The organism is Sphingomonas sp. G5 (assembly GCF_052660795.1).
In genome coordinates this window covers 2,775,023-2,794,031 of the sequence record NZ_CP109660.1, presented here as the reverse complement: position 1 = coordinate 2,794,031, position 19,009 = coordinate 2,775,023, and the positions used below count along the sequence as shown (strand labels likewise).

General features: G+C 71.4%; 15 protein-coding genes and 2 tRNA genes. 14 read left to right on the top strand and 3 right to left on the bottom strand.

Going from position 1 to position 19,009, the window contains the following annotated elements:
* The first annotated feature begins 14 nt into the window (after positions 1–14).
* From NE358_RS13420 to aztD, 3 genes are read left to right on the top strand one after another with little or no spacing between them, the layout of a single operon-like run.
* The gene (locus NE358_RS13420; RefSeq protein WP_289939288.1) at positions 15–1,229 is read left to right on the top strand and encodes an ABC transporter; all 1,215 of its coding nucleotides are present in this window, start codon (positions 15–17) and stop codon (positions 1,227–1,229) included.
* Between the two features lies 1 nt (position 1,230).
* Positions 1,231–2,130, top strand: a complete 900-nt coding sequence (gene aztC / locus NE358_RS13415) for a zinc ABC transporter substrate-binding protein AztC (RefSeq protein ID WP_289939286.1) — start codon at positions 1,231–1,233, stop codon at positions 2,128–2,130.
* A gap of 32 nt (positions 2,131–2,162) precedes the next feature.
* On the top strand, positions 2,163–3,365 hold the full coding sequence (gene aztD, locus NE358_RS13410; RefSeq protein WP_289939284.1) for a zinc metallochaperone AztD: 1,203 nt from the start codon (positions 2,163–2,165) through the stop codon (positions 3,363–3,365).
* 3 nt (positions 3,366–3,368) lie between these two features.
* On the opposite strand, the gene NE358_RS13405 is transcribed toward aztD, so the two are convergent.
* Positions 3,369–4,256 (bottom strand): LysR family transcriptional regulator, encoded by an 888-nt coding sequence (locus tag NE358_RS13405; RefSeq protein WP_116239267.1) that lies wholly within the window; start codon positions 4,254–4,256, stop codon positions 3,369–3,371.
* Between the two features lie 99 nt (positions 4,257–4,355).
* On the opposite strand from NE358_RS13405, the gene NE358_RS13400 reads away from it, so the two are divergent.
* Positions 4,356–7,823 (top strand): bifunctional proline dehydrogenase/L-glutamate gamma-semialdehyde dehydrogenase, encoded by a 3,468-nt coding sequence (locus NE358_RS13400; protein ID WP_289939280.1) that lies wholly within the window; start codon positions 4,356–4,358, stop codon positions 7,821–7,823.
* A gap of 99 nt (positions 7,824–7,922) precedes the next feature.
* Here NE358_RS13400 and NE358_RS13395 read toward each other — a convergent pair whose 3' ends face one another.
* Entirely contained in the window at positions 7,923–8,597 is a 675-nt protein-coding gene (locus NE358_RS13395; protein ID WP_289939279.1) for a pyridoxamine 5'-phosphate oxidase family protein, read from the bottom strand.
* 81 nt (positions 8,598–8,678) lie between these two features.
* Between NE358_RS13395 and pdxR the strand changes: the two genes are divergently transcribed.
* On the top strand, positions 8,679–10,118 hold the full coding sequence (pdxR, locus tag NE358_RS13390; RefSeq protein ID WP_289939277.1) for a MocR-like pyridoxine biosynthesis transcription factor PdxR: 1,440 nt from the start codon (positions 8,679–8,681) through the stop codon (positions 10,116–10,118).
* A gap of 17 nt (positions 10,119–10,135) precedes the next feature.
* The gene (locus tag NE358_RS13385) at positions 10,136–10,939 is read left to right on the top strand and encodes a MerR family transcriptional regulator (protein ID WP_289939275.1); all 804 of its coding nucleotides are present in this window, start codon (positions 10,136–10,138) and stop codon (positions 10,937–10,939) included.
* A 122-nt stretch (positions 10,940–11,061) separates the two neighbouring features.
* On the opposite strand, the gene NE358_RS13380 is transcribed toward NE358_RS13385, so the two are convergent.
* On the bottom strand, positions 11,062–12,645 hold the full coding sequence (locus NE358_RS13380; RefSeq protein ID WP_141377621.1) for a phytoene desaturase family protein: 1,584 nt from the start codon (positions 12,643–12,645) through the stop codon (positions 11,062–11,064).
* Between the two features lie 62 nt (positions 12,646–12,707).
* On the opposite strand from NE358_RS13380, the gene NE358_RS13375 reads away from it, so the two are divergent.
* From NE358_RS13375 to NE358_RS13340, 8 genes are all read left to right on the top strand, one after another.
* On the top strand, positions 12,708–13,505 hold the full coding sequence (locus NE358_RS13375; protein WP_141377623.1) for an inositol monophosphatase family protein: 798 nt from the start codon (positions 12,708–12,710) through the stop codon (positions 13,503–13,505).
* A gap of 253 nt (positions 13,506–13,758) precedes the next feature.
* Positions 13,759–15,207: a M23 family metallopeptidase gene (locus tag NE358_RS13370; protein WP_289939269.1), complete on the top strand. Its 1,449-nt coding sequence runs from the start codon at positions 13,759–13,761 to the stop codon at positions 15,205–15,207.
* 67 nt (positions 15,208–15,274) lie between these two features.
* Positions 15,275–15,346 (top strand) — tRNA-Thr (locus NE358_RS13365).
* A gap of 34 nt (positions 15,347–15,380) precedes the next feature.
* Positions 15,381–15,454, top strand: a tRNA-Met gene (locus NE358_RS13360).
* 96 nt (positions 15,455–15,550) lie between these two features.
* Positions 15,551–16,312, top strand: a complete 762-nt coding sequence (locus NE358_RS13355; RefSeq protein ID WP_289939268.1) for an IclR family transcriptional regulator domain-containing protein — start codon at positions 15,551–15,553, stop codon at positions 16,310–16,312.
* Between the two features lie 112 nt (positions 16,313–16,424).
* The gene (locus NE358_RS13350; RefSeq protein ID WP_289939266.1) at positions 16,425–17,168 is read left to right on the top strand and encodes a 3-oxoacid CoA-transferase subunit A; all 744 of its coding nucleotides are present in this window, start codon (positions 16,425–16,427) and stop codon (positions 17,166–17,168) included.
* Positions 17,165–17,803 (top strand): 3-oxoacid CoA-transferase subunit B, encoded by a 639-nt coding sequence (locus NE358_RS13345; protein WP_141377631.1) that lies wholly within the window; start codon positions 17,165–17,167, stop codon positions 17,801–17,803. Before NE358_RS13350 ends, NE358_RS13345 begins: the two co-directional genes overlap by 4 nt.
* 3 nt (positions 17,804–17,806) lie before the next feature.
* A complete protein-coding gene (locus NE358_RS13340) occupies positions 17,807–18,973 on the top strand; it encodes a thiolase family protein (RefSeq protein ID WP_289939262.1) in 1,167 nt (388 codons plus the stop codon).
* The last annotated feature ends 36 nt before the right edge of the window (positions 18,974–19,009 follow it).

Genomic DNA, 19,009 nt, shown 5'->3' with positions numbered 1-19,009 from the left:
TGGAAAGCCCCCCCATGCTCCCTCCCACCCGACGCCTCGCGCCCCTCGGCGCTCTTCTGCTCGTCGCCCTGGCCGGCTGCGCCGCCCCGTCTGCGCCGTCCGCGGCGACCTCCACCCCTCTCGTCGACGCGCACGGTCAGATCGACGGCGCCGCAGAGCTCGCCGAGCCCGCGCTCGGGCTCACCTCGATCGACGCCGACGGCCGGGTCTCGCACCTCGACCTCCTCGACGAGTCGACGGCCGACCTCGGAACCGTCCGCGCGCCCGCGGCGGTGCATTCCGACGGTCGCTACCTCTTCTCCGCCGATGCGGACGGCGTCTCGATCGTCGACAGCGGGGTGTGGACGTGGGATCACGTCGACCACTTCCACTACTACCGGGCTCCCGCCCGGGTGGTCGGCGAGGTCGCGGGCGAGGGCGTGGCCACGGTGGCGACCTCCAATTCGTCGACCACGGGCGGCACGGGGGTGTTCTTCCCCGACTCCGGTGAGGCGGTCCTGCTCGACACCGAGGCGCTGTCGAAGGGCGAAGTGGCCGAGAAGTTCCGCGTGACCACGGAGCCGGGCGCCGGACTCGTCGTCCCCGCCGGGTCGTTCGCGGCGATCGCCGCCGCCGGGCAGGTGTCGCTGCACGCGGCGGACGGCACGGCCCTGGGGGCGACCACCCCGTGCGCGGATCCCGCGGGCACCATCACGACACGCGTCGGAGCGGTGATCGGATGCCGTGACGGCGCCGTGCTCGTGAGTGTCGACGGCGAGCAGCCGGTCGCCGAGGTCATCGCCTACCCGCCCGGGACCACCGCGCCCCGCGCCACGGCCTTCCACAATCGCGAGGGACGACCGAGCGTCGCCGCTCTCGCGGGCGACGCCGGCGTCTGGATCCTCGACACCCGCGAGCGTGCGTGGACACTCCTGGCCGCCCCCGAGCCGCTCGTGCAGGTCACCGCCGTCGACGACAAGAACGCGAACCTCCTGGCCCTCACCGCCGGTGGGCGGGTGCTGGTGCTGGACGGCGACACCGGCGCGGTGCGCGCGGCATCCGACCCCCTGGTCTCGGGGAGTCTCGCCGCGGGCCAGCCGGTGACCCTCGTCGCCGACCAGCAGCGCGCCTACCTCAACGGGCCGGCCGAGAACCGGATGTGGGAGATCGACTTCGCCGACGGCGCACGCATCGCGCGCGAGTTCACCCCCGAGCGCACGCCGCTCTTCTTCGCAGAGACGGGACGCTGACATGCGCCGGATCCTCGCCGCCCTCGCCGCGGCCGCCTTGCTGTGCCTCACCGGATGCAGCGGTATCGCGGCATCCGATCGTCCCCTGGTGGTGGTGACCACCAACATCCTCGGCGACGTCGTGTCGAAGCTGGCCGGCGACGACGTCGAGGTCCTGACGCTCATGCGACCGGGGGCCGACCCGCACTCGTTCGAGATCTCCGCCGGCGAGGCCGCGCGCATGCGCTCGGCCGACCTGCTGGTCGCCAACGGGCTCGGTCTCGAGGAGGGCCTGCAGCAGCACCTCGACGCCGCGGCCGCCGACGGGGTGGACACGGTCGTCGCCGGCGACGTGGTCACCGTGCTGCCGTACACCTCGGCCGATGCGGAGGGAGCCGACGATCCGCACTTCTGGACGGATCCCGCGCAGATGATCGCCGTGGTCGACCGGCTCGCGCCCGTGCTCGAAGGTCTGGGCGGAGCGCAGGTCGCCGAGCGTTCGGTCGCCTATCGCGCACAGCTCGAGAAGCTCGATGCCGACATGACCGCGGCCTTCGCCGCGATCCCCGCCGAGCGGCGCGCCCTCGTTACCAACCATCACGTGTTCGGCTACCTCGCCGATCGCTTCGACTTCCGCCTCATCGGGGCGGTGATCCCCGGCGGGACGACCCTCGCCGCTCCGAGTACGAGCGACCTCGCCGACCTCGTCGCGGCCATCGACGAGGCGAAGGTGCCGACGATCTTCGCCGAGTCCTCGTCTCCCGACCGGCTCGTACGCGCGCTCGCCGAAGAAGCCGACCGCCACGTCGAGGTGACCGAGCTGTTCACCGAGTCGCTCACCGACGCCGCGGGCGACGCCCCCGACTACCTGACCATGATGCGCGTCAACACGGAGCGCATCGCCACCGGGCTCTCTCCCTGACGAGACCCACCCCACCGAAGAAAGAGACACCAATGCGCAGCTTCTCCCTGCCCCGCGCGGGCCTTGTCGCCCTCGCGATCGGCGCCACCGTCACCCTGTCGGCCTGCGCCGGCGGCACCGCTCCCGGGTCCGCCGCCCCGGCGTCGACCGCCCCCGCTGACGCGGCCACGCGCGTCGCGCTGTCATACCCCGGCGGCATCCTGGTGCTCGACGGTCAGACCCTCGAGACCGTCGGCGACTTCCCGTCGGAGGAGTTCACCCGCCTGAACTCCGCCGGCGACGGCCAGCACATCATGGTGACCATGAGCGAGGGCTTCCAGGTTCTGGATGCCGGGACCTCGGCCGCCGAGCCCGAGCTCACCGACCTCGTCTTCCCGGCGTCGAAGCCCGGTCACGTGGTCACGCACGGAGGAAAGACCGTGCTCTACGCCGACGGCACGAGCGACTCGACGATCTTCGACACCGATGCCCTGCTGGCATCCACCGAGTCCCTGCCCGCGGTCGAGACGGTTCCGGGCGTCGAGGCGCACCACGGTGTGTCGATCGTGCTCGAGGACGGCTCGTTCGTGACCACCGTGGGCAACGCCAACGGTCGCACGGGCATCGTCGTGAAAGATTCCTCGGGTGCGACGATCGCCGAGAACGCGGCCTGCCCGGGTGTGCACGGTGAAGGCACCGCCAAGGACGAGGTCGTCGTCTTCGGGTGCGACAACGGCGCTCTCGTGCTCGACGAGGGTCAGATCACCAAGATCGAGGCCCCCGACCAGCCGTACGGACGCTCGGGCAACATGTTCGTGAGCGAGACCAGCCCGCTCGTGCTCGGCGACTACAAGGACGACCGTGACGCCGAGGGTTACCTGCTGCACCGCGTCTCCGTCGTCGACACGGCCGCCAAGACGCAGACCGTCATCGACATGCCCGCAGGGGCCGAGTACACCTTCCGCGACCTGGCGCGCGGTCCGCGGGATATGGGATACGTCCTGGCCTCTGACGGTGCGATCCACGTGCTCGACCTCGAGAAGGGGACGTTCACCGACGCCTTCCCCGTGATCGACGCGTGGGAGGGCCCGGCCGAGTGGCAGGACGCGCACCCCGCCATCAAGGTCTCGGGCGACATCGCCTACGTGACCGAGCCCGCGAAGAACGCCGTGCACGCGGTCGATCTCACCACCGGTGAGGTCGTGAAGAGCGTCACCCTCGAGAAGACGCCGAACGAGATCGCGCTGACGCGCTGACCGTCACCGACCGCCCCGGTCGTACGCCACCTGCAGTGCTCCGCGCACCGCGCGTACGCCGGGGCGGTCGGCCGTTCCTCGACGGACGGCCGTGAACACCTCGCGTCGCGGCTGGCCCGGCAGGCCCACGAGTCGCACGGGCGGCGTCTCACCCGCGAAGACGAGATCGGGGATCATGCCGACGGCATGACCGGATGCCACGAGCCGGGCGTGCGCGGTCAGGTCGGCCATCTCGAAGCGCACGTCGGGCTCGAACCCGGCGGCGCGGCACTGCTGCGTGGCCCACTGCCGGGCGGCGGTGCCCACCGGCTCCATGACCCAGGCGCGCTCGCGCAGGTCCTCCAGGCTCTGCGCCGGATCGTCGCTCGAGACGGCGAGACGGATGGCATCCCTCCCCAGGAGGCTGCGCTCGAGACCCTCGCGGTGCTCGCGGGTGTGACCCGGGTACTGCTCGGCGACGACGAGGTCGAAGCCGCGCGCCGCGACCTCGAACAGCCCCTCCTCGGGAGCGAGTTCGGCCACCTCGATGCGCAGCTGGGGCTCGCTCTCGGCCAGGGCGTCGAGGGCTCCGGGGAGCAGGCCGTGGGCGGCGGACTGCATGACCGCCACCCGCACGGGTGCCAGCGATGGACGCATGTGCTCCAGCTCGGCGCGGGCTGCCTCGTCGGCGGCGAGCATGCGCGCCGCGTGGGCGGCGAGGGCGGCTCCCTGCGCGGTGAGGCGCACGCGACGGCCGTCGGGCTCGAGCAAGGGCACCCCGGCCTCCTTCTCGAGCAGGGCGAGCTGTTGCGAGATGGTCGACGGACTGTACGACAGGGCGTCGGCGACGGCGGCGAGAGTGCCCCGCACCGACAGCTCGTGCAGCAGGCGCAGACGGCGCAGATCGAACATGGCATCCCTTCGGCTCTGTCGAACAGTATGCGTCAGGAATCATCGCTTTTCTCGAACGAATGCTCGCTCCACACTGAGAGCATCCGAGGAAGGATCGCCATGTCGCTCACCGATGCCCCCGACACGACGTCGGCCCCCACGTCCGGCCCCACCCCCGCCGCTCCGGTCGCCCCCGCCGACCTCGCCGACGACGCGATCGCCCTCGTGCGCCGCTGGCTCGCCGAGAGTCGGAACGAGCCCGTCGACGCCGCCGCTCAACGCCTCGCGGGCGTCTTGCGCGACCCGCACGGCCTCGACTTCACCGTCGGTTTCGTCGACGGGGTCGTGCGCCCCGAAGACGTGCGCGTCGCCGCGCGCAACCTCGCCGCCCTCACCCCGCTCATCCCGGGCTTCCTGCCGCTGCACCTCAAGGCGGCGATCCGCCTCGGTGCCCTCGCCGCGCCGATCCTCCCGCAGGTCGTCGTACCCGCCGCCCGCACGGCACTGCGCTCGATGGTGCGCCACCTCATCGTCGACGCGACCGACCGCAAGCTGGGCGAGGCCATCACCTCGATCCGCGGCCGGGGAGACGGCATCCGTCTCAACGTCAATCTTCTCGGCGAGGCGATCCTCGGCAAGAAGGAGGCCGCGCGCCGTCTGGCCGGCACCCGCAAGCTCCTCTCGCGCGACGACGTCGACTACGTCTCGATCAAGGTCTCGTCGACCGTCGCCCCGCACACGCCGTGGGCCTTCGACGCCGCGGTCGCCGATGCGGTCGCCGCCCTCCGCCCCCTCTACCGCGTGGCGAAGGAGACGGGGACCTTCCTCAACCTCGACATGGAGGAGTTCAAGGACCTCGACCTCACCCTCGCCGTCTTCGAGACGCTGCTGTCGGAGGACGAGTTCCGCGGCGTCGAGGCGGGCATCGTGCTGCAGGCGTACCTGCCCGACGCACTCGCCGCCATGATCCGCCTGCAGAAGTGGACCGCCGCGCGCGTGGCATCCGGGGGCGCCCCCATCAAGGTGCGGGTCGTCAAGGGCGCGAACCTGCCGATGGAGCGGGTGGATGCCGACGTGCACGACTGGCCGCTCGCTACCTGGCCGTCGAAGCAGGCGACCGACGCCTCGTACAAGGCGGTCCTCGATTACGCGCTGCGACCCGAGCACACGACGAACGTGCGGATCGGCGTCGCCGGTCACAACCTCTTCGACGTCGCCCTGGCCTGGCTCCTCGCCGAGCGGCGCGGGGTGACCGAGGGCATCGACGTCGAGATGCTCCTCGGCATGGCGACCGCGCAGCAGGCGGTCGTGCGTCGCACGGTCGGTTCGATCCTGCTCTACACCCCCGTCGTGCACCCGCAGGAGTTCGACGTGGCGATCGCGTACCTCATCCGCCGCCTCGAAGAGGGCGCCTCGAGCGAGAACTTCATGTCGGCGGTGTTCGACCTCGACACCCACGCGGCGCTGTTCGCTCGCGAGCGCGATCGCTTCCTGGCATCCCTCGCCGACATGCCCGAGGGCGTTCCCGCCTCGAACCGCGTGCAGGACCGCTTGACCGAGGCCGCTCCCGCGCCGACCCACGGTTTCCGCAACACCCCCGACTCCGACCCGGCGATCGCCGCGAACCGCGACTGGTCACGCGCGATCATCCAGCGCATGGAGGGCTCCGCCCTGGGGCGCGACACCATCGCCGCGCACACGGTCACCGACGAATCGGCGCTGAACGCGGTGATCCAGGATGCCGCGGACTCGGCCGCCGCCTGGCGCGCGCTCGGAGCCGCCGGTCGCGCCGAGATCCTGCACCGCGCCGGCGACGTGCTCGAGAAGCACCGCGCCGACCTGCTCGAGGTCATGGGCGCCGAGTGCGGAAAGGTCATCGAGCAGAGCGACCCCGAGGTGTCGGAGGCGATCGATTTCGCGCACTACTACGCCGAGCAGGCACGGACGCTGGAGAACGTGGACGGGGCGACCTTCACCCCGGTCGGTGTGACCGTGGTCACCCCGCCGTGGAACTTCCCCGTCGCCATCCCCGCGGGTTCCACTCTCGCCGCGCTCGCCGCCGGCTCCGCCGTGGTCATCAAGCCGGCGGTGCTCGCCGAGCGCTCCGGCGCGGTCATGGTCGAGGCGCTGTGGGAGGCGGGCGTTCCTCGCGAGGTGCTGAAGCTCGTACAGCTGTCCGAGAACGACCTGGGTCGCCAGCTGCTCACCCACCCCGCCGTCGGGCGGGTCGTGCTCACCGGCGCCTACGAGACGGCCGAGCTCTTCCGCTCGTTCCGCCCCGACCTGCCGCTGCTCGCCGAGACGAGCGGCAAGAACGCCGTGATCGTCACGCCCAGCGCCGACCTCGACCTCGCGGCCAAGGACGTGGCGATGTCGGCCTTCGGTCACGCGGGACAGAAGTGCTCCGCGGCATCCCTCGTCGTGCTCGTCGGCTCGGTCGCCCGTTCGCGCCGCTTCCGCGACCAGCTGGTCGACGCCGTCACCTCGCTCGAGGTCGGCCTGCCGTGGGACGAGGCCTCGCGCGTCGGACCGCTCATCGAGCCCGCGAACGGCAAGCTGCTGACGGCCCTCACGAGCCTCGAGCCCGGCCAGCGCTGGGTGGTCGAGCCGCAGAAGCTCGACGACGAGGGGATGCTGTGGCGTCCCGGCATCCGCGAGGGCGTGCAGCCCGGCAGCGAGTTCCACCGCACCGAGTACTTCGGGCCCGTGCTCGGCATCATGACCGCCGAGACCCTCGACGACGCGATCGAGATCGTCAACGCGATCGAGTACGGCCTCACCTCGGGCCTGCACGCGCTCGACGAGGCCGAGATCCAGCAGTGGCTCTCGCGCATCGAGGCCGGCAACGTCTACGTCAACCGCGGCACCACGGGTGCGATCGTGCAGCGCCAGCCGTTCGGCGGATGGAAGAAGTCGGCCGTCGGCGCGGGCACCAAGGCCGGCGGGCCCCACTACCTGTCCGGCTTCGGAACGTGGGCGGATGCCGAGGTGTCCGGCCCCTCCCGACCGGACGCCCTCGCCGCCGCCGCCGTGGCCGCCGTGCCCGCGCGCGATCGCGAGTGGCTGGCATCCGCCCTCTCGAGCGACGCCGCCGCGTGGGCCGCTGAGTTCTCGCTGGCTCGCGACGTGACGGGTCTGGAGTCGGAGCAGAACGTCCTCCGCTACGCGGCGGTGCCGGTCACCGTGCGCCTCGAGGACGCGTCGGAGGCCGCGCTCGTGCGAGTGGTCGCCGCCGGGGTCCGGGCGCGCTCCACCGTGACCGTCAGCGCCGCGCGCGAGCTGTCGCCCGCCGTCCGCGCGTGGCTCGAGGGTGTGGGCGTCCGCGCCGCCGTCGAGGACACCGCCGACTGGAGCCGCCGCGCGGCACGTCTGGTGCGCACCGGTGGGCGTGTGCGCCTGCTCGGGGGCTCGCCGGCAGCTCTCGCCGAGGCCACCGGCGGTTCGCCCGCGGTCGCGGTGTACGCCGGTGAGGTCACCCGTGCCGGGCACGTCGAACTGCTGCCGTTCCTGCGCGAGCAGGCCGTGTCGATCACGGCCCACCGCTTCGGCACGCCCCGGCGGTACGAGGTGCCGCCGCTGGTCGGCTGATCCTCCCGACGACGGGGCCGTTCCCTCGGGGACGGCCCCGTCGCCACGTCCGGGAGCGGATTCACGCCCGACGTGCGCGTCGACGGACCCGGGCCGCGGCTACGACGAGCCCGCCGCCGAAACCCGTTCGGCCGCTCGGCGCACGGAGTCCGGAACCGGCACGCCCGCCGCGGTCTGAGCCGAGGTGACGGGCTCACCGGCGACCACCCGCAGCGGCAGCATGCCCGCCCAGACCGATCGGTCCTCGCCATCGTCGTCGACCTCGACGAGCGAGCCGGCGTTGTCCTTCACGCTCGCCTCCGTCAGCGGAACGCGCAGCACCAGGGTCGCGGCGATCTCCCGCGCGGTCATCGGACGCACGTCGGCACTGCGCCCCGGCATGAGGTGTTCCGACAGGGTGAGCAGGGCTGCTTCTTTCTCTTCGGGAGGGACGACGGATGCCACGGCGTGCACGACCGCGCAGCGATACCGCATCGAGCTGTCGAAAAGCGAACGCGCATACTTCAGGCCCATCAGGTGCGTGATCGTGAGGCTCACGGGGGCACCCGCGGCGATGCGGCGGAAGAAGTCGCTGCCCGTCGAGCCGTGGATGAGCAGATCGTCGCCGTCGCGGCCGATCCCCACCGGCAGAGCCACCGGCCGGTCGTCGCGCACGATGGCGAGGGTGGCATAGAGGGCTGCGTCGATCACGTCGTAGAGGGCGGCGCGGTCGGTGCGCTGGTGGTGTGCGCCGCGACGCACGCGGGTCAGGGCGGTGAGGGGGAGGTCGGTCATGACACCATTCCAGGTGAACGGCTGGTCCAGCGCGTAGTCCGCTTTTCGCGGATGTCGATGGACCAGTGAGAGGGTGGGGGCATGATCTCCGCCGGCATCCTGGATCGCGATTCCGACGTGCCCCTCCACGAGCAACTCGCCCACAACCTGCGCGCAACCATCGTGGCCGGGAGAGCGAGCGGGGGAGATGCGGTTCCCTCGACTCGCGCTCTCGCGGCCGATCTGGGAATCGCGCGCGGAACCGCGGTCGCCGCGTACGAGATCCTCGCGGGGGAGGGCTACCTCTCGACCCGCCCCGGCGGGAGGACCGTCGTGGCCGAGGTCGTCGGCTCGTCGACCCGCCCGGTCGAGAGGGGAGACCACGCTTCTGCGAAGACGGCTCCCGCCGTCGTCGACCTGCGCCCCGGACGCCCCCACACCACCGGTATCGCCGATGCCGCATGGCGCTCGGCCTGGCGGCGGGCGGGGGGTGTCGATCCGGTATCCGACGTCGACGACGTGCGCGGCCACCCGCCTCTGCGCGACCAGATCGCCCGGCACCTCGGACGCACCCGCGGGCTCGACGTCGTGCCCGACGAGGTCATCGTGACCGCGGGGACGAGCGACGCGGTGCTGTTGACGGTGCTCGCTCTCACGTCCCGCAACGTCGGCCGCCCGCTCCGCGTGGGCATCGAGAACCCGGGGTATCCGCGCGTCCGTCGCATCCTGCACCGGCTTCGGGTCGAGGTGGTGCCGTTCCCGGTACGCCTCGACGACGGTCTCGATCTCGACGCCGTCGAGGCCCGCGCCGACCTGGACGCCCTCGTCGTCACCCCTCACCATCACTACCCCCTCGGAACACGGCTGGATGCCACTGCCCGCGCGCGACTGCTCACCTGGGCCGCGCGCACCGGCACGGTGATCGTCGAAGACGACTACGACAGCGAGTTCCCCCACGGTCGCGCGCCGCTGCCTCCGCTCCACCTGCTCGATCCGGGGCGGGTCGTCATGATCGGCACCCTGTCGAAGGTCCTCAGCCCGTCGTTGCGGAGCGGGTGGATCGTCGCCACCGGCGAGCTGCGCGATCGCCTCGTCGCGGCGCGGGCCGACCTCGACCCGCCGGTCTCGCAGGTGCAGCAGCGCGCCCTGGCCCTGTACCTCGGCGAGGGCGCGCTCGCGCGGCACACCGCCCGTCGCCGGCGCGACTACCGCCACCGTCGCCGCCTTCTGCTGGAGGCCTTCGCCGGGATCGACGGGGTCGAGCTCACCGCGACGGACGGCGGGCTGCACGCCGTGGTCCTGCTGCCCGTCGCCGGGGCCGCCACCGAGCAGGCCGTGGTCGACCAGCTCGCAGCCCGCGGCATCCTGGTGTCGCCCCTCTCCGGGTATGCGGTGCCGGGGGCCGCCGTCGATGTGCCCGCGGGAATCGTGTTCGGCTACGCCGAGCCGTCGACGCCGGTGCTGATGACCGCCGTCGCGGAACTCATCGCGATCGTGCGCGCCGTCGCTTCTGGGCCGCGACTTGACCCTGACACGGTGTGAGGAAGGAGAACAGAAGCATGTTGTCCATCGGAGCGTTCGCGCAGATCGGCCAGGTGACCCACCGGATGCTCCGGCACTGGGACACCGCCGGTCTGCTCGTGCCCGCGCACGTGGACGAGCACAGCGGTTACCGCTCGTACGATCCGTCGCAGCTCGAGAGGCTGCACCGAATCGTGGCGCTGCGGCAGCTCGGCTTCGGCCTCGACGACGTCGCCTCGATTCTGAACCAGGGTGTGGGTGCCGATCGCATCGCGGTGCTGCTGCGGGAGCGACGCGTCGAGGTGGAGCGTGAGCATCGGATCGCCGCCGCACGGCTCGTCGACGTGGAGCGGCGCCTCCACCTCATCGAGAGAGAAAAGCACATGCGAGAGATCGAGATCGTCCAGAAGTCACTGCCTGCCCTCCGCCTTGCCGCCCGTCGTCGCCTGGTGGCCGACGGCGCGGAGATGGCGGACGTCGTCGGACCGGCCTTCGACGCCGTCGCCGCAGTCATCGGTGCGGAGAAGGGAGCACTCGACACCCCCGTCGCGCAATACGCGGTTCGCGAGGACGGCACAGAGGTGATCGCCGGGTATCTCTATCTCGGAACAGTGCACGACGGCATAGAGATCGTCGAACTCCCCGCCGTCGAGATGGCCGTGTGCGGCATCCATCTGGGATCGATGGAACGGATCGGTGAGAGCTGGCAGTCCATCCACGCGCAGATCCTCGACCGCGGGTACGTGCCATCGGGACCCTGCCGCGAGCTGTACGTGCGGGCCGAGTCCGACGACCAGTCCGACTGGGTCACCGAACTGCAGCAGCCGGTCGTCGTGGTCTGAAGCCACGACCTCGCACCCCGGGGCGTCGTGCGGACTCCGACGCCGACGTGCCGGGTGCGGTGAGGCGCGTGCGGCGTGTCGCCTCGGCGTCCGCGGGACGACCGGGATGCCAGGGCCTCGGCCTACCCCCCGAGGATCTCCAGCGCCGCCATCGCCGCGTTCTGGCCACCGATGCCGCTCACCGCCCCGCCGCGCTGAGCGCTCGCCCCGCACAACAGGATGCGGGCGTGCGGCGTCGACACGCCCCAGCGCGCGGCGGGGGAGTCGGCGGGAGCCGACAGCCACGGCCACGACAGGGCGCCGTGGAAGATGTCGCCGCCGATCATGGCGAGCGACTCCTCCAGGTCGCGGGTGGTGCGGGCCTCGATGCAGAGTCGCCCGTCGGGCGCCCGCAGGATGCAGTCGCGCAGGGGCTCGGCGAGGACGGAATCCAACGAGGCTTGGGCGGCGGCCAGCAGGCGCGCTCCCGCGGCGACCGGATCGGTGTCGTCGATGAGGCGGTGCGGCACCTGCAGGCCGAACATCGTGAGCGTCTGGGCGCCGGACGCTCGCAGCTCCTCGCCGAGGATCGACGGGTCGGTCAGCGAGTGGCAGTAGACCTCGACGGGGAGTGGTTCGGGGATGAGTCCTCCGGATGCCGCCACGTGAGCGGCATCCAACTGGGTCATGGTCTCGTTGACGTGGAAAGTACCCGAGAAGGCGGCCTCGGGGGTCACCGACTCATCGCGCAGACGTGGCAGGCGCGAGAGCAGCATGTTCACCTTGACCTGTGCACCCTCCGGCGCTTCGGCGCCGGTCGTCGATGATCCGCCGGCGGTCAGCAGCCGGTCGAGCACCGCGCGGCCGACGCCGCTGAGCACGAGGTCGCCTCGGAAGACTTCGGAGCGATCGGTCATCGTGTGCACGTCGCCGTCGGGCGAGACCGAAACGACCTCGACACCCGTGACGATCTCGGCCCCCGCCTCGCGGGCGGCGCGCTCGAGCTCGGCCGTCACCGCGCCCATGCCACCGACGGGGACGTCCCAGTCGCCGGTCCCGCCGCCGATCACGTGGTACAAGAAGCACCGGTTCTGCGTGAGGGAGGGGTCGTCGGACGACGCGAAGGTGCCGATGAGCCCGTCGGTGAGCGCGACGCCCCGGACGAGGTCGCTGTCGAGCGAGGAGCGCAGGAGATCTCCGAGCGGGCGGGTGGTGAGGGCATCCCAGAGCTCGTCGTCGCCCACGCGCTCGCGCAGCTCGTCGGACGTGGGCAGCGGTTCGGCCATCGTCGGGAAGACGGCACGGGCCACCGGGGCGAGACGCTCGCCGAACGCCGCGAAACGCGCCGCCTCGTGGGTGTCGCCGAGGGTGCGCGCGAACGAGGCGGCGGTGGCCTCGGCATCCCGGGTATCGACGAGCACGCCGCGCGTGGGGTCGGTCGGGTCGGGCGTATAAGAGGAGTACCGGCGCCGGCGAAGCTCGATGCGCAGGCCCAGGTCGTCGATGATCCGCTGCGGCAGCAGGCTGACGAGGTAGGAGTACCGCGACAGGCGTGCATCGACTCCCGCCCACGGGCGCTCCGACACGGCGGCGCCGCCCACGGCATCCGATCTCTCGATCACCACCACCCGGCGCCCTGCGCGGGCGAGATAGGCCGCGGCGACGAGGGCGTTGTGCCCACCCCCCACGATGACGACGTCGTACCGGCGAGAATCCGAAGCGGTCATGAGCCCACGCTAACGACAGCGGCGAATTCGTCGCAGGGGGTGGCGCACGTAGCCTGGATGCCATGACTTCCGCAGCCGACCTGCTCGAGATCGCCACGCGTATCGCCCGAGAGGCCGGTGAACTCGCCCACCGTCGCCGTCGCGAGGGCGTGACGGTCGCGGCGACCAAATCGGCCGCCGCCGACATCGTGACCGCCGCCGACCGCGAGGTCGAAGCCTTCATTCGGGCGGAGCTCGCGCGAGAGCGGCCCGATGACGGTTTCTTCGGCGAGGAATCCGGGGCCGAAGAGGGAACGAGCGGGATCACGTGGGTCGTCGACCCGATCGACGGCACCGTCAACTACGCCTACGGCATTCCGGCCTGGGCCGTGAGCATCGCCGCCGTCGAGGGCACCGCCGAGACCGCGTCGTGGACCGCGCTCGCCGGTGCCGTCTTCAACCCCGTGACGGGCGAGCTGTTCCGGGCCTCGCGCGGCGGGGGAGCCTGGCTCGGTGACACCCGCTTGTCCGTGGGCGAGGTGGGTCCGGCCGGGGGGCTCGTCGCCACCGGCTTCGGTTACAACCCCGAGACGCACGGACCCGCGCTCGCACAGCTGTCTCGCGTCATGCCGATCGCCCGCGACGTGCGCCGCATCGGCGCGGCCTCTCTCGACCTGGCGTCGGTTGCCGCCGGTCGCGTCGACGCCTACTACGAACGCGGCACGCAGCCGTGGGATCACGCCGCGGGCTCGCTGCTGGTCGAAGAAGCGGGGGGAATCATCGGGGGAGCGCCCGGCGGACGCCCCGGCAACGGCATGGTGATCGCCGCGGGCCCCGACTTCTACCGCCGTCTCGAGCCGCTGCTCGACTACGAGCGGTGACAGAGGTCGCGCCCATGGCATTCCCAGACCAGCCGAGGTAGGGTGTTTACCAGTTCGTTATCTTCCGCAACCCGAACCTGCGGAGATGGCCAAGCCCCCAAGCCCGAAGCCGTCGCTTTTCGCGACACGACACGAGAGCCCTTCCGCGTTGCCGTCAGAAGCCTCTGAGACTGAGCCCGCCGTCACCCGACGGTCTCGTCGCCCCCTCTCCACGCCCGCTCCCGAGACGACCCCCCGGCTGACCCGAGCCGAGATGCGCCGTCTCGCCGCGAGCGGAAACCCCGTCGCGACGCTCGACGCCCCCGCGTCCGAGCAGAAGGCCGCCGATCCCGCACCGGTCGACGCCGACGCCGCCTCTCAGCCCGAACTGATCGAGAGCGTTGCCGCTGCCGTGGTCGAGACCGTCATCGCCGCGACCATCGAGCCCACGCTTCCGCCTCGCGACACCGCCGTGCCTTCCGCCGACCAGACCCCGGATGCCACGGCTTCCGACGCACTCGACGTCACGGTCGTCGACGAGCAGCGTCGTGCCGACGATGTCGCGGTCATCCTGCAGAGCGCGGACGGCGCCGTCGCCACCACCCCGGTGTCCCTCCCGACCTCGCCCATCACGCTTCCCGTCAGTCGCCGCGCGCGTCGACGCCCCCAGGCATCGGTCATCCTCGACTCGACCGTCGACGAAGCTGTGGCCGAGCCGGTCGTCGAGTCCTCCGCCGACCGGGTGGCGAAGACGTCCGTTCCGCGTCCGTCGAAGCCCGTCGTCGAGCAGGCCGCCATCGAGCAGTCCGCCGTCGCCTCGAGCACCCCCGACGACACCGTGGCCGACGAGTTCGCCACCGCCGCACGCCTGTTCTCGTTCACGGGCGAGACGCCCACGCAGCAGGCGGCCCCCGTCACCCCCGCTCCCGAGCCCGTCTCGGAGGGGCTGCCCGCCGCGGCCGCTCCCCGCACCCGCCGCAACGTCCGCCGCATCGCTGCGACGTCGTTCTCGGTCGGGGTCATGGGCGTCGTCGGTCTTCTCACGGTCGGCATGACCATGCCCGTCAGCGCCATCGCCTCGGCGAGCGGCACCGACAGCATCACCGCTCCCGCCGCCGACACCGCGACCACGCGTCTGGCGGTCGGCGGAGACGTCGCCTCGCCCGACGGGGCGATCCAGGCCTACGTCGCGCCCGCCCAGTCGCAGGCCGCGGTCGTCGACCGCGCCGACGGCTACAGCGCCACCACGTACTCCAAGATGGCCGTCGACTCGGGCATCAAGTACCCCACGAACTTCTACGTCAACAACCCGACGTCGCCCATCCAGTGGCCCTTCGCGGTCGGCGTGTCGATCTCGTACGGCTTCGGCATGCGTGACGGCGGCTTCCACGAGGGTGCCGACTTCGTGCCCGGCGAGGGCGCGCCCGTGCAGGCGATCGCCGACGGCACCGTCCGCATCGCGACCGAGCAGGGTGGCGCCTTCGGCGTGACCGTGCTGATCGACCACGTGATCGACGGCCAGCTCGTGTCGAGCCGGTACGGCCACATGCAGTACGGCTCGCTGCAGGTCACCCCGGGCGAGAAGGTGCACGTCGGCCAGTTCCTCGGACGCACCGGCAACACGGGTCGCTCGTTCGGCGCGCACACGCACGTCGAGATCCTGCAGAACGGCACCACCCCGATCGACCCGATCGCGTGGCTGCGTCAGCACGCCGGCGGCTGACCCTCGATTCGTAAGAGAGTGTCGAGGTCTGATATTCTCTTCTAGTTGCCCGGAGCGATCCGGGTACGCCCCGATAGCTCAGTGGCAGAGCACTTCCATGGTAAGGAAGGGGTCGTCAGTTCAATCCTGACTCGGGGCTCAAGGCATCCACATCTGAATCCTGGATGCCGTGCGGCGGGGTAGCTCAGTTGGTGAGAGCGCACGACTCATAATCGTGAGGTCGCGGGTTCAAGCCCCGCTCCCGCTACAGATTCGCCGCAAAGCCGTCCCCCGGGGCGGCTTTCGCTTCTCTCCGACGCGTTCCCGCACGAGGTCCTCACGGCGCCCCGATAGGGTGAGCCGCGTGAGTGATTCGGGAGAGTTCGTCCAATCCCTCGCTCGCGGTCTCGAGGTGATCCGGGCCTTCGACGCCGAGAACCCGGCGCTGACCCTCAGCGACGTCGCCCGCCGCGCCGACCTGACCCGTGCCGCGGCCCGCCGGTTCCTCCAGACGCTCGAGACCCTGGGTTACGTGCGCGCCGACGGTCGGGTCTTCTCGCTGACGCCGCGCGTTCTCGAGCTCGGCTTCAGCTATCTCTCGGCGCTCTCGCTGCCGGCGCTGGCCCAGCCGCACCTCGAGCGTCTGTCGCGCGAGGTGGGGGAGAGCGTCTCGTCGGCCGTGCTCGACGGGGCCGACATCGTCTACGTCGCCCGCGTTCCCACGCGACGGATCATGAGCGTCGGAATCACGATCGGCACGCGTTTCCCCGCCTACGCGACCAGCATGGGGCGCGTGCTGCTCGCGGCGCTTCCCGACGCCGACGCGCGAGAGATCGTGGCCGCTTCGCACCCCGCTTCTCTCACCCCGCGCACGCGGACGGACGTCGATGCGATCGCCGTCGAGCTCGAGGCGGTGCGTGCTCAGGGGTGGGCTCTCGTGGACGGCGAGCTCGAAGAGGGGCTGCGCTCCCTCGCGGCGCCCGTCCACGACCGCTCGGGGGCGGTGGTTGCGGCGGTGAACATCTCGGCCAGCTCCCGCGGTGACGCGGACGAGTGGCGAGAGCGGTGCCTGTCGGCGTTGCGGGCCGCCGCGGCCGAGATCGACGCGGACCTCCGCCTGGTCTGAATCCCGGCTACGGGCCCAGAGCGGTCCTCCCTTGCCGTCTTCGCGGTGGTCGGCGTATCCTGTTCGCAGAACGTACGCATGTACGCAGAGCGAACAAGCGAGGGTGCTCCGCATGATCGACAAGACCGTTCCCGACCTCGAGGCGGCCGTCGCCGGCATCGCCGACGGTGCGACCGTGATGATCGGCGGCTTCGGCCGCGCGGGTCAGCCCGTCGAGCTGATCGACGCGCTCATCGCGCACGGTGCGCGCGATCTCACCGTCGTCAACAACAACGCGGGCAACGGCGACACCGGGTTGGCCGCCCTGCTCGCGGCCGGGCAGGTGCGCAAGATGATCTGCTCCTTCCCGCGCCAGAGTGACTCGTGGGTCTTCGACGGGCTGTACCGCGCCGGCGAGGTCGAGCTCGAGCTCGTGCCGCAGGGCAACCTGGCCGAGCGCATCCGTGCGGCAGGAGCGGGTATCGGCGGGTTCTTCACCCCCACCGGGTTCGGGACGCAGCTCGCCGAGGGCAAAGAGACGCGGCGCATCGACGGTCGCGACTACGTGCTCGAATACCCCATCCGCGCGGATGCCGCCCTGATCAGCGCCCGCGCCGCCGACCGCTGGGGCAACCTCGTCTATCGCGAGACGGCGCGCAACTTCGGCCCCATCATGGCCGCGGCCGCGACCACCACGATCGTCCAGGTCGACGAGATCGTCGAGCTCGGCTCGCTCGATCCCGAGTCGGTCGTCACCCCGGGTCTCTATGTCGATCGCGTGGTCGCGGTGGGGGAGCGCGCATGGCTCCGCGACGGCGCGTTCGTCGGCGGCGTCGACATCGAGGGCCGGGCTCTGGCATCCGAGGAGGAGAAATGACAACTCGCATCTCGCGGCGCGATCTCGCCGCCCGCGTGGCATCCGACATTCCCGAGGGCGCGGTCGTCAACCTCGGCATCGGTGCTCCGACCCTGGTCGCCGACTACCTGCCGGCGGGACTCGAGATCGTCCTGCACACCGAGAACGGCATGCTCGGCATGGGCCCCGCTCCCGAGCGCGGGCGCGTCGACCCCGATCTCATCAACGCGGGTAAGCAGCCGGTCACCGCGCTCGCGGGGGCCGCGTACTTCCACCACGCCGACTCGTTCGCGATGATGCGCGGCGGGCACCTCGACGTGTGCGTGCTGGGGGCGTTCCAGGTGTCGGCCGGCGGCGACCTCGCCAACTGGTCGACCGGCGAGCCCGGCGCGATCCCCGCGGTCGGCGGCGCCATGGACCTCGCGATCGGCGCGAAAGACGTCTACGTCATGACCGATTTGCTCACCAAGGGCGGCGAGCCCAAGCTCGTCGCCGCCTGCAGCTATCCCCTCACGGGTGTGGGCTGTGTCTCGCGGGTCTACACCGACCACGGCGTCTTCGACGTCACCCCCGACGGCTTCCGCGTGTGGGAGCTTTTCGGCGACAACACGCACGAAGAGATCGAGTCCCTGCTCGGTCTGAGCCTGGAGGCCTGAGACATGCCCGCATCCTTCGTCTACGACGCCGTCCGCACCCCTTTCGCGCGCCACGGCAAGGCCTTCGCCGACGTCCGCCCCGACGATCTGGCGGCCACCGTCATGGCATCCGTCGTCGAGCGCACCGGAATCGACCCCGCGCGCATCGAAGACGTGATCTTCGGCGACGCGAACCAGGCGGGCGAAGACAACCGCAACGTCGCGCGCTTCGGCGCCCTCCTGGCGGGCTTTCCCTCGTCGGTGCCGGGGACGACGATCAACCGGCTGTGCGGATCGTCTCTGGATGCCGTGATCCAGGGCTCCCGCGCGATCGAGGCCGGCGATGCCGATGTCATCCTCGCCGGCGGCGTCGAGTCGATGACGCGTGCCCCCTTCGTGGTCGAGAAGAGCCCGCGGCCCTTCCCCGCGGCGAACCAGACGATGTGGAACACCTCGATCGGCTGGCGCATGACCAACCCGCGCTTGAGGGCGGACTGGACGATCTCGAACGGCGAGAGCGCCGAGAAGCTCGCCGAGATCTACGCCATCACGCGTGAGCAGCAGGACGCTTTCGCCGCGCGCAGCCACCGTCTCGCTGCCGCGGCGTGGGCAGAGGGACGCTTCGACGGCGAGATCGTGCAGGTCGAAGGCCACGCGCTCGCGCGCGACGAGGGTATCCGCGACGATTCGACCGCCGAGGTGCTCGCGACCCTCCGACCCGCATTCCAGAAGGACGGCACGGTCACGGCGGGAAACTCCTCACCCATCAACGACGGCGCCTCGGCGGTGCTGCTGGGGTCGGAGGGGATCCTGGATGCCGAGCCCCTCGCGCGCATCGCGGGTCGGGCCGCGTTCGGTAACGATCCCGACGTCTTCGGCGTCGCCCCCGTCGAGGCGGCGAACCGCGCGCTCGCGCGTGCCGGTCGCACCTGGGCCGACGTGAGCCTCGTCGAGCTCAATGAGGCTTTCGCATCGCAGTCGCTCGCGTGCGCCAAGCTGTGGACCGAGCTCGACCCCGAGCTTCTCAACCCGCACGGTGGGGCGATCGCGATCGGGCACCCCCTCGGAGCGTCGGGCGGCCGCATCATCGCGCGCGCCGCGCACGAGCTGAAGCGTCGCGGCGGGGGAGTCGCCGTCGCAGCGATCTGTATCGGCGTGGGCCAGGGGCTCGCGGTGGTCCTCGAGCGCTGAGATACGGTTGCTGCCCCTTTGTCAACAGGGCCGGGC

Coding starts and splice junctions, on each gene's coding strand:
- NE358_RS13420 (WP_289939288.1), top strand. CDS start 15: ATGCTCCCTCCCACCCGACGCCTCGCGCCCCTCGGCGCTCTTCTGCTC.
- aztC (WP_289939286.1), top strand. CDS start 1,231: ATGCGCCGGATCCTCGCCGCCCTCGCCGCGGCCGCCTTGCTGTGCCTC.
- aztD (WP_289939284.1), top strand. CDS start 2,163: ATGCGCAGCTTCTCCCTGCCCCGCGCGGGCCTTGTCGCCCTCGCGATC.
- NE358_RS13405 (WP_116239267.1), bottom strand. CDS start 4,256: ATGTTCGATCTGCGCCGTCTGCGCCTGCTGCACGAGCTGTCGGTGCGG.
- NE358_RS13400 (WP_289939280.1), top strand. CDS start 4,356: ATGTCGCTCACCGATGCCCCCGACACGACGTCGGCCCCCACGTCCGGC.
- NE358_RS13395 (WP_289939279.1), bottom strand. CDS start 8,597: ATGACCGACCTCCCCCTCACCGCCCTGACCCGCGTGCGTCGCGGCGCA.
- pdxR (WP_289939277.1), top strand. CDS start 8,679: ATGATCTCCGCCGGCATCCTGGATCGCGATTCCGACGTGCCCCTCCAC.
- NE358_RS13385 (WP_289939275.1), top strand. CDS start 10,136: ATGTTGTCCATCGGAGCGTTCGCGCAGATCGGCCAGGTGACCCACCGG.
- NE358_RS13380 (WP_141377621.1), bottom strand. CDS start 12,645: ATGACCGCTTCGGATTCTCGCCGGTACGACGTCGTCATCGTGGGGGGT.
- NE358_RS13375 (WP_141377623.1), top strand. CDS start 12,708: ATGACTTCCGCAGCCGACCTGCTCGAGATCGCCACGCGTATCGCCCGA.
- NE358_RS13370 (WP_289939269.1), top strand. CDS start 13,759: ATGCGCCGTCTCGCCGCGAGCGGAAACCCCGTCGCGACGCTCGACGCC.
- NE358_RS13350 (WP_289939266.1), top strand. CDS start 16,425: ATGATCGACAAGACCGTTCCCGACCTCGAGGCGGCCGTCGCCGGCATC.
- NE358_RS13345 (WP_141377631.1), top strand. CDS start 17,165: ATGACAACTCGCATCTCGCGGCGCGATCTCGCCGCCCGCGTGGCATCC.
- NE358_RS13340 (WP_289939262.1), top strand. CDS start 17,807: ATGCCCGCATCCTTCGTCTACGACGCCGTCCGCACCCCTTTCGCGCGC.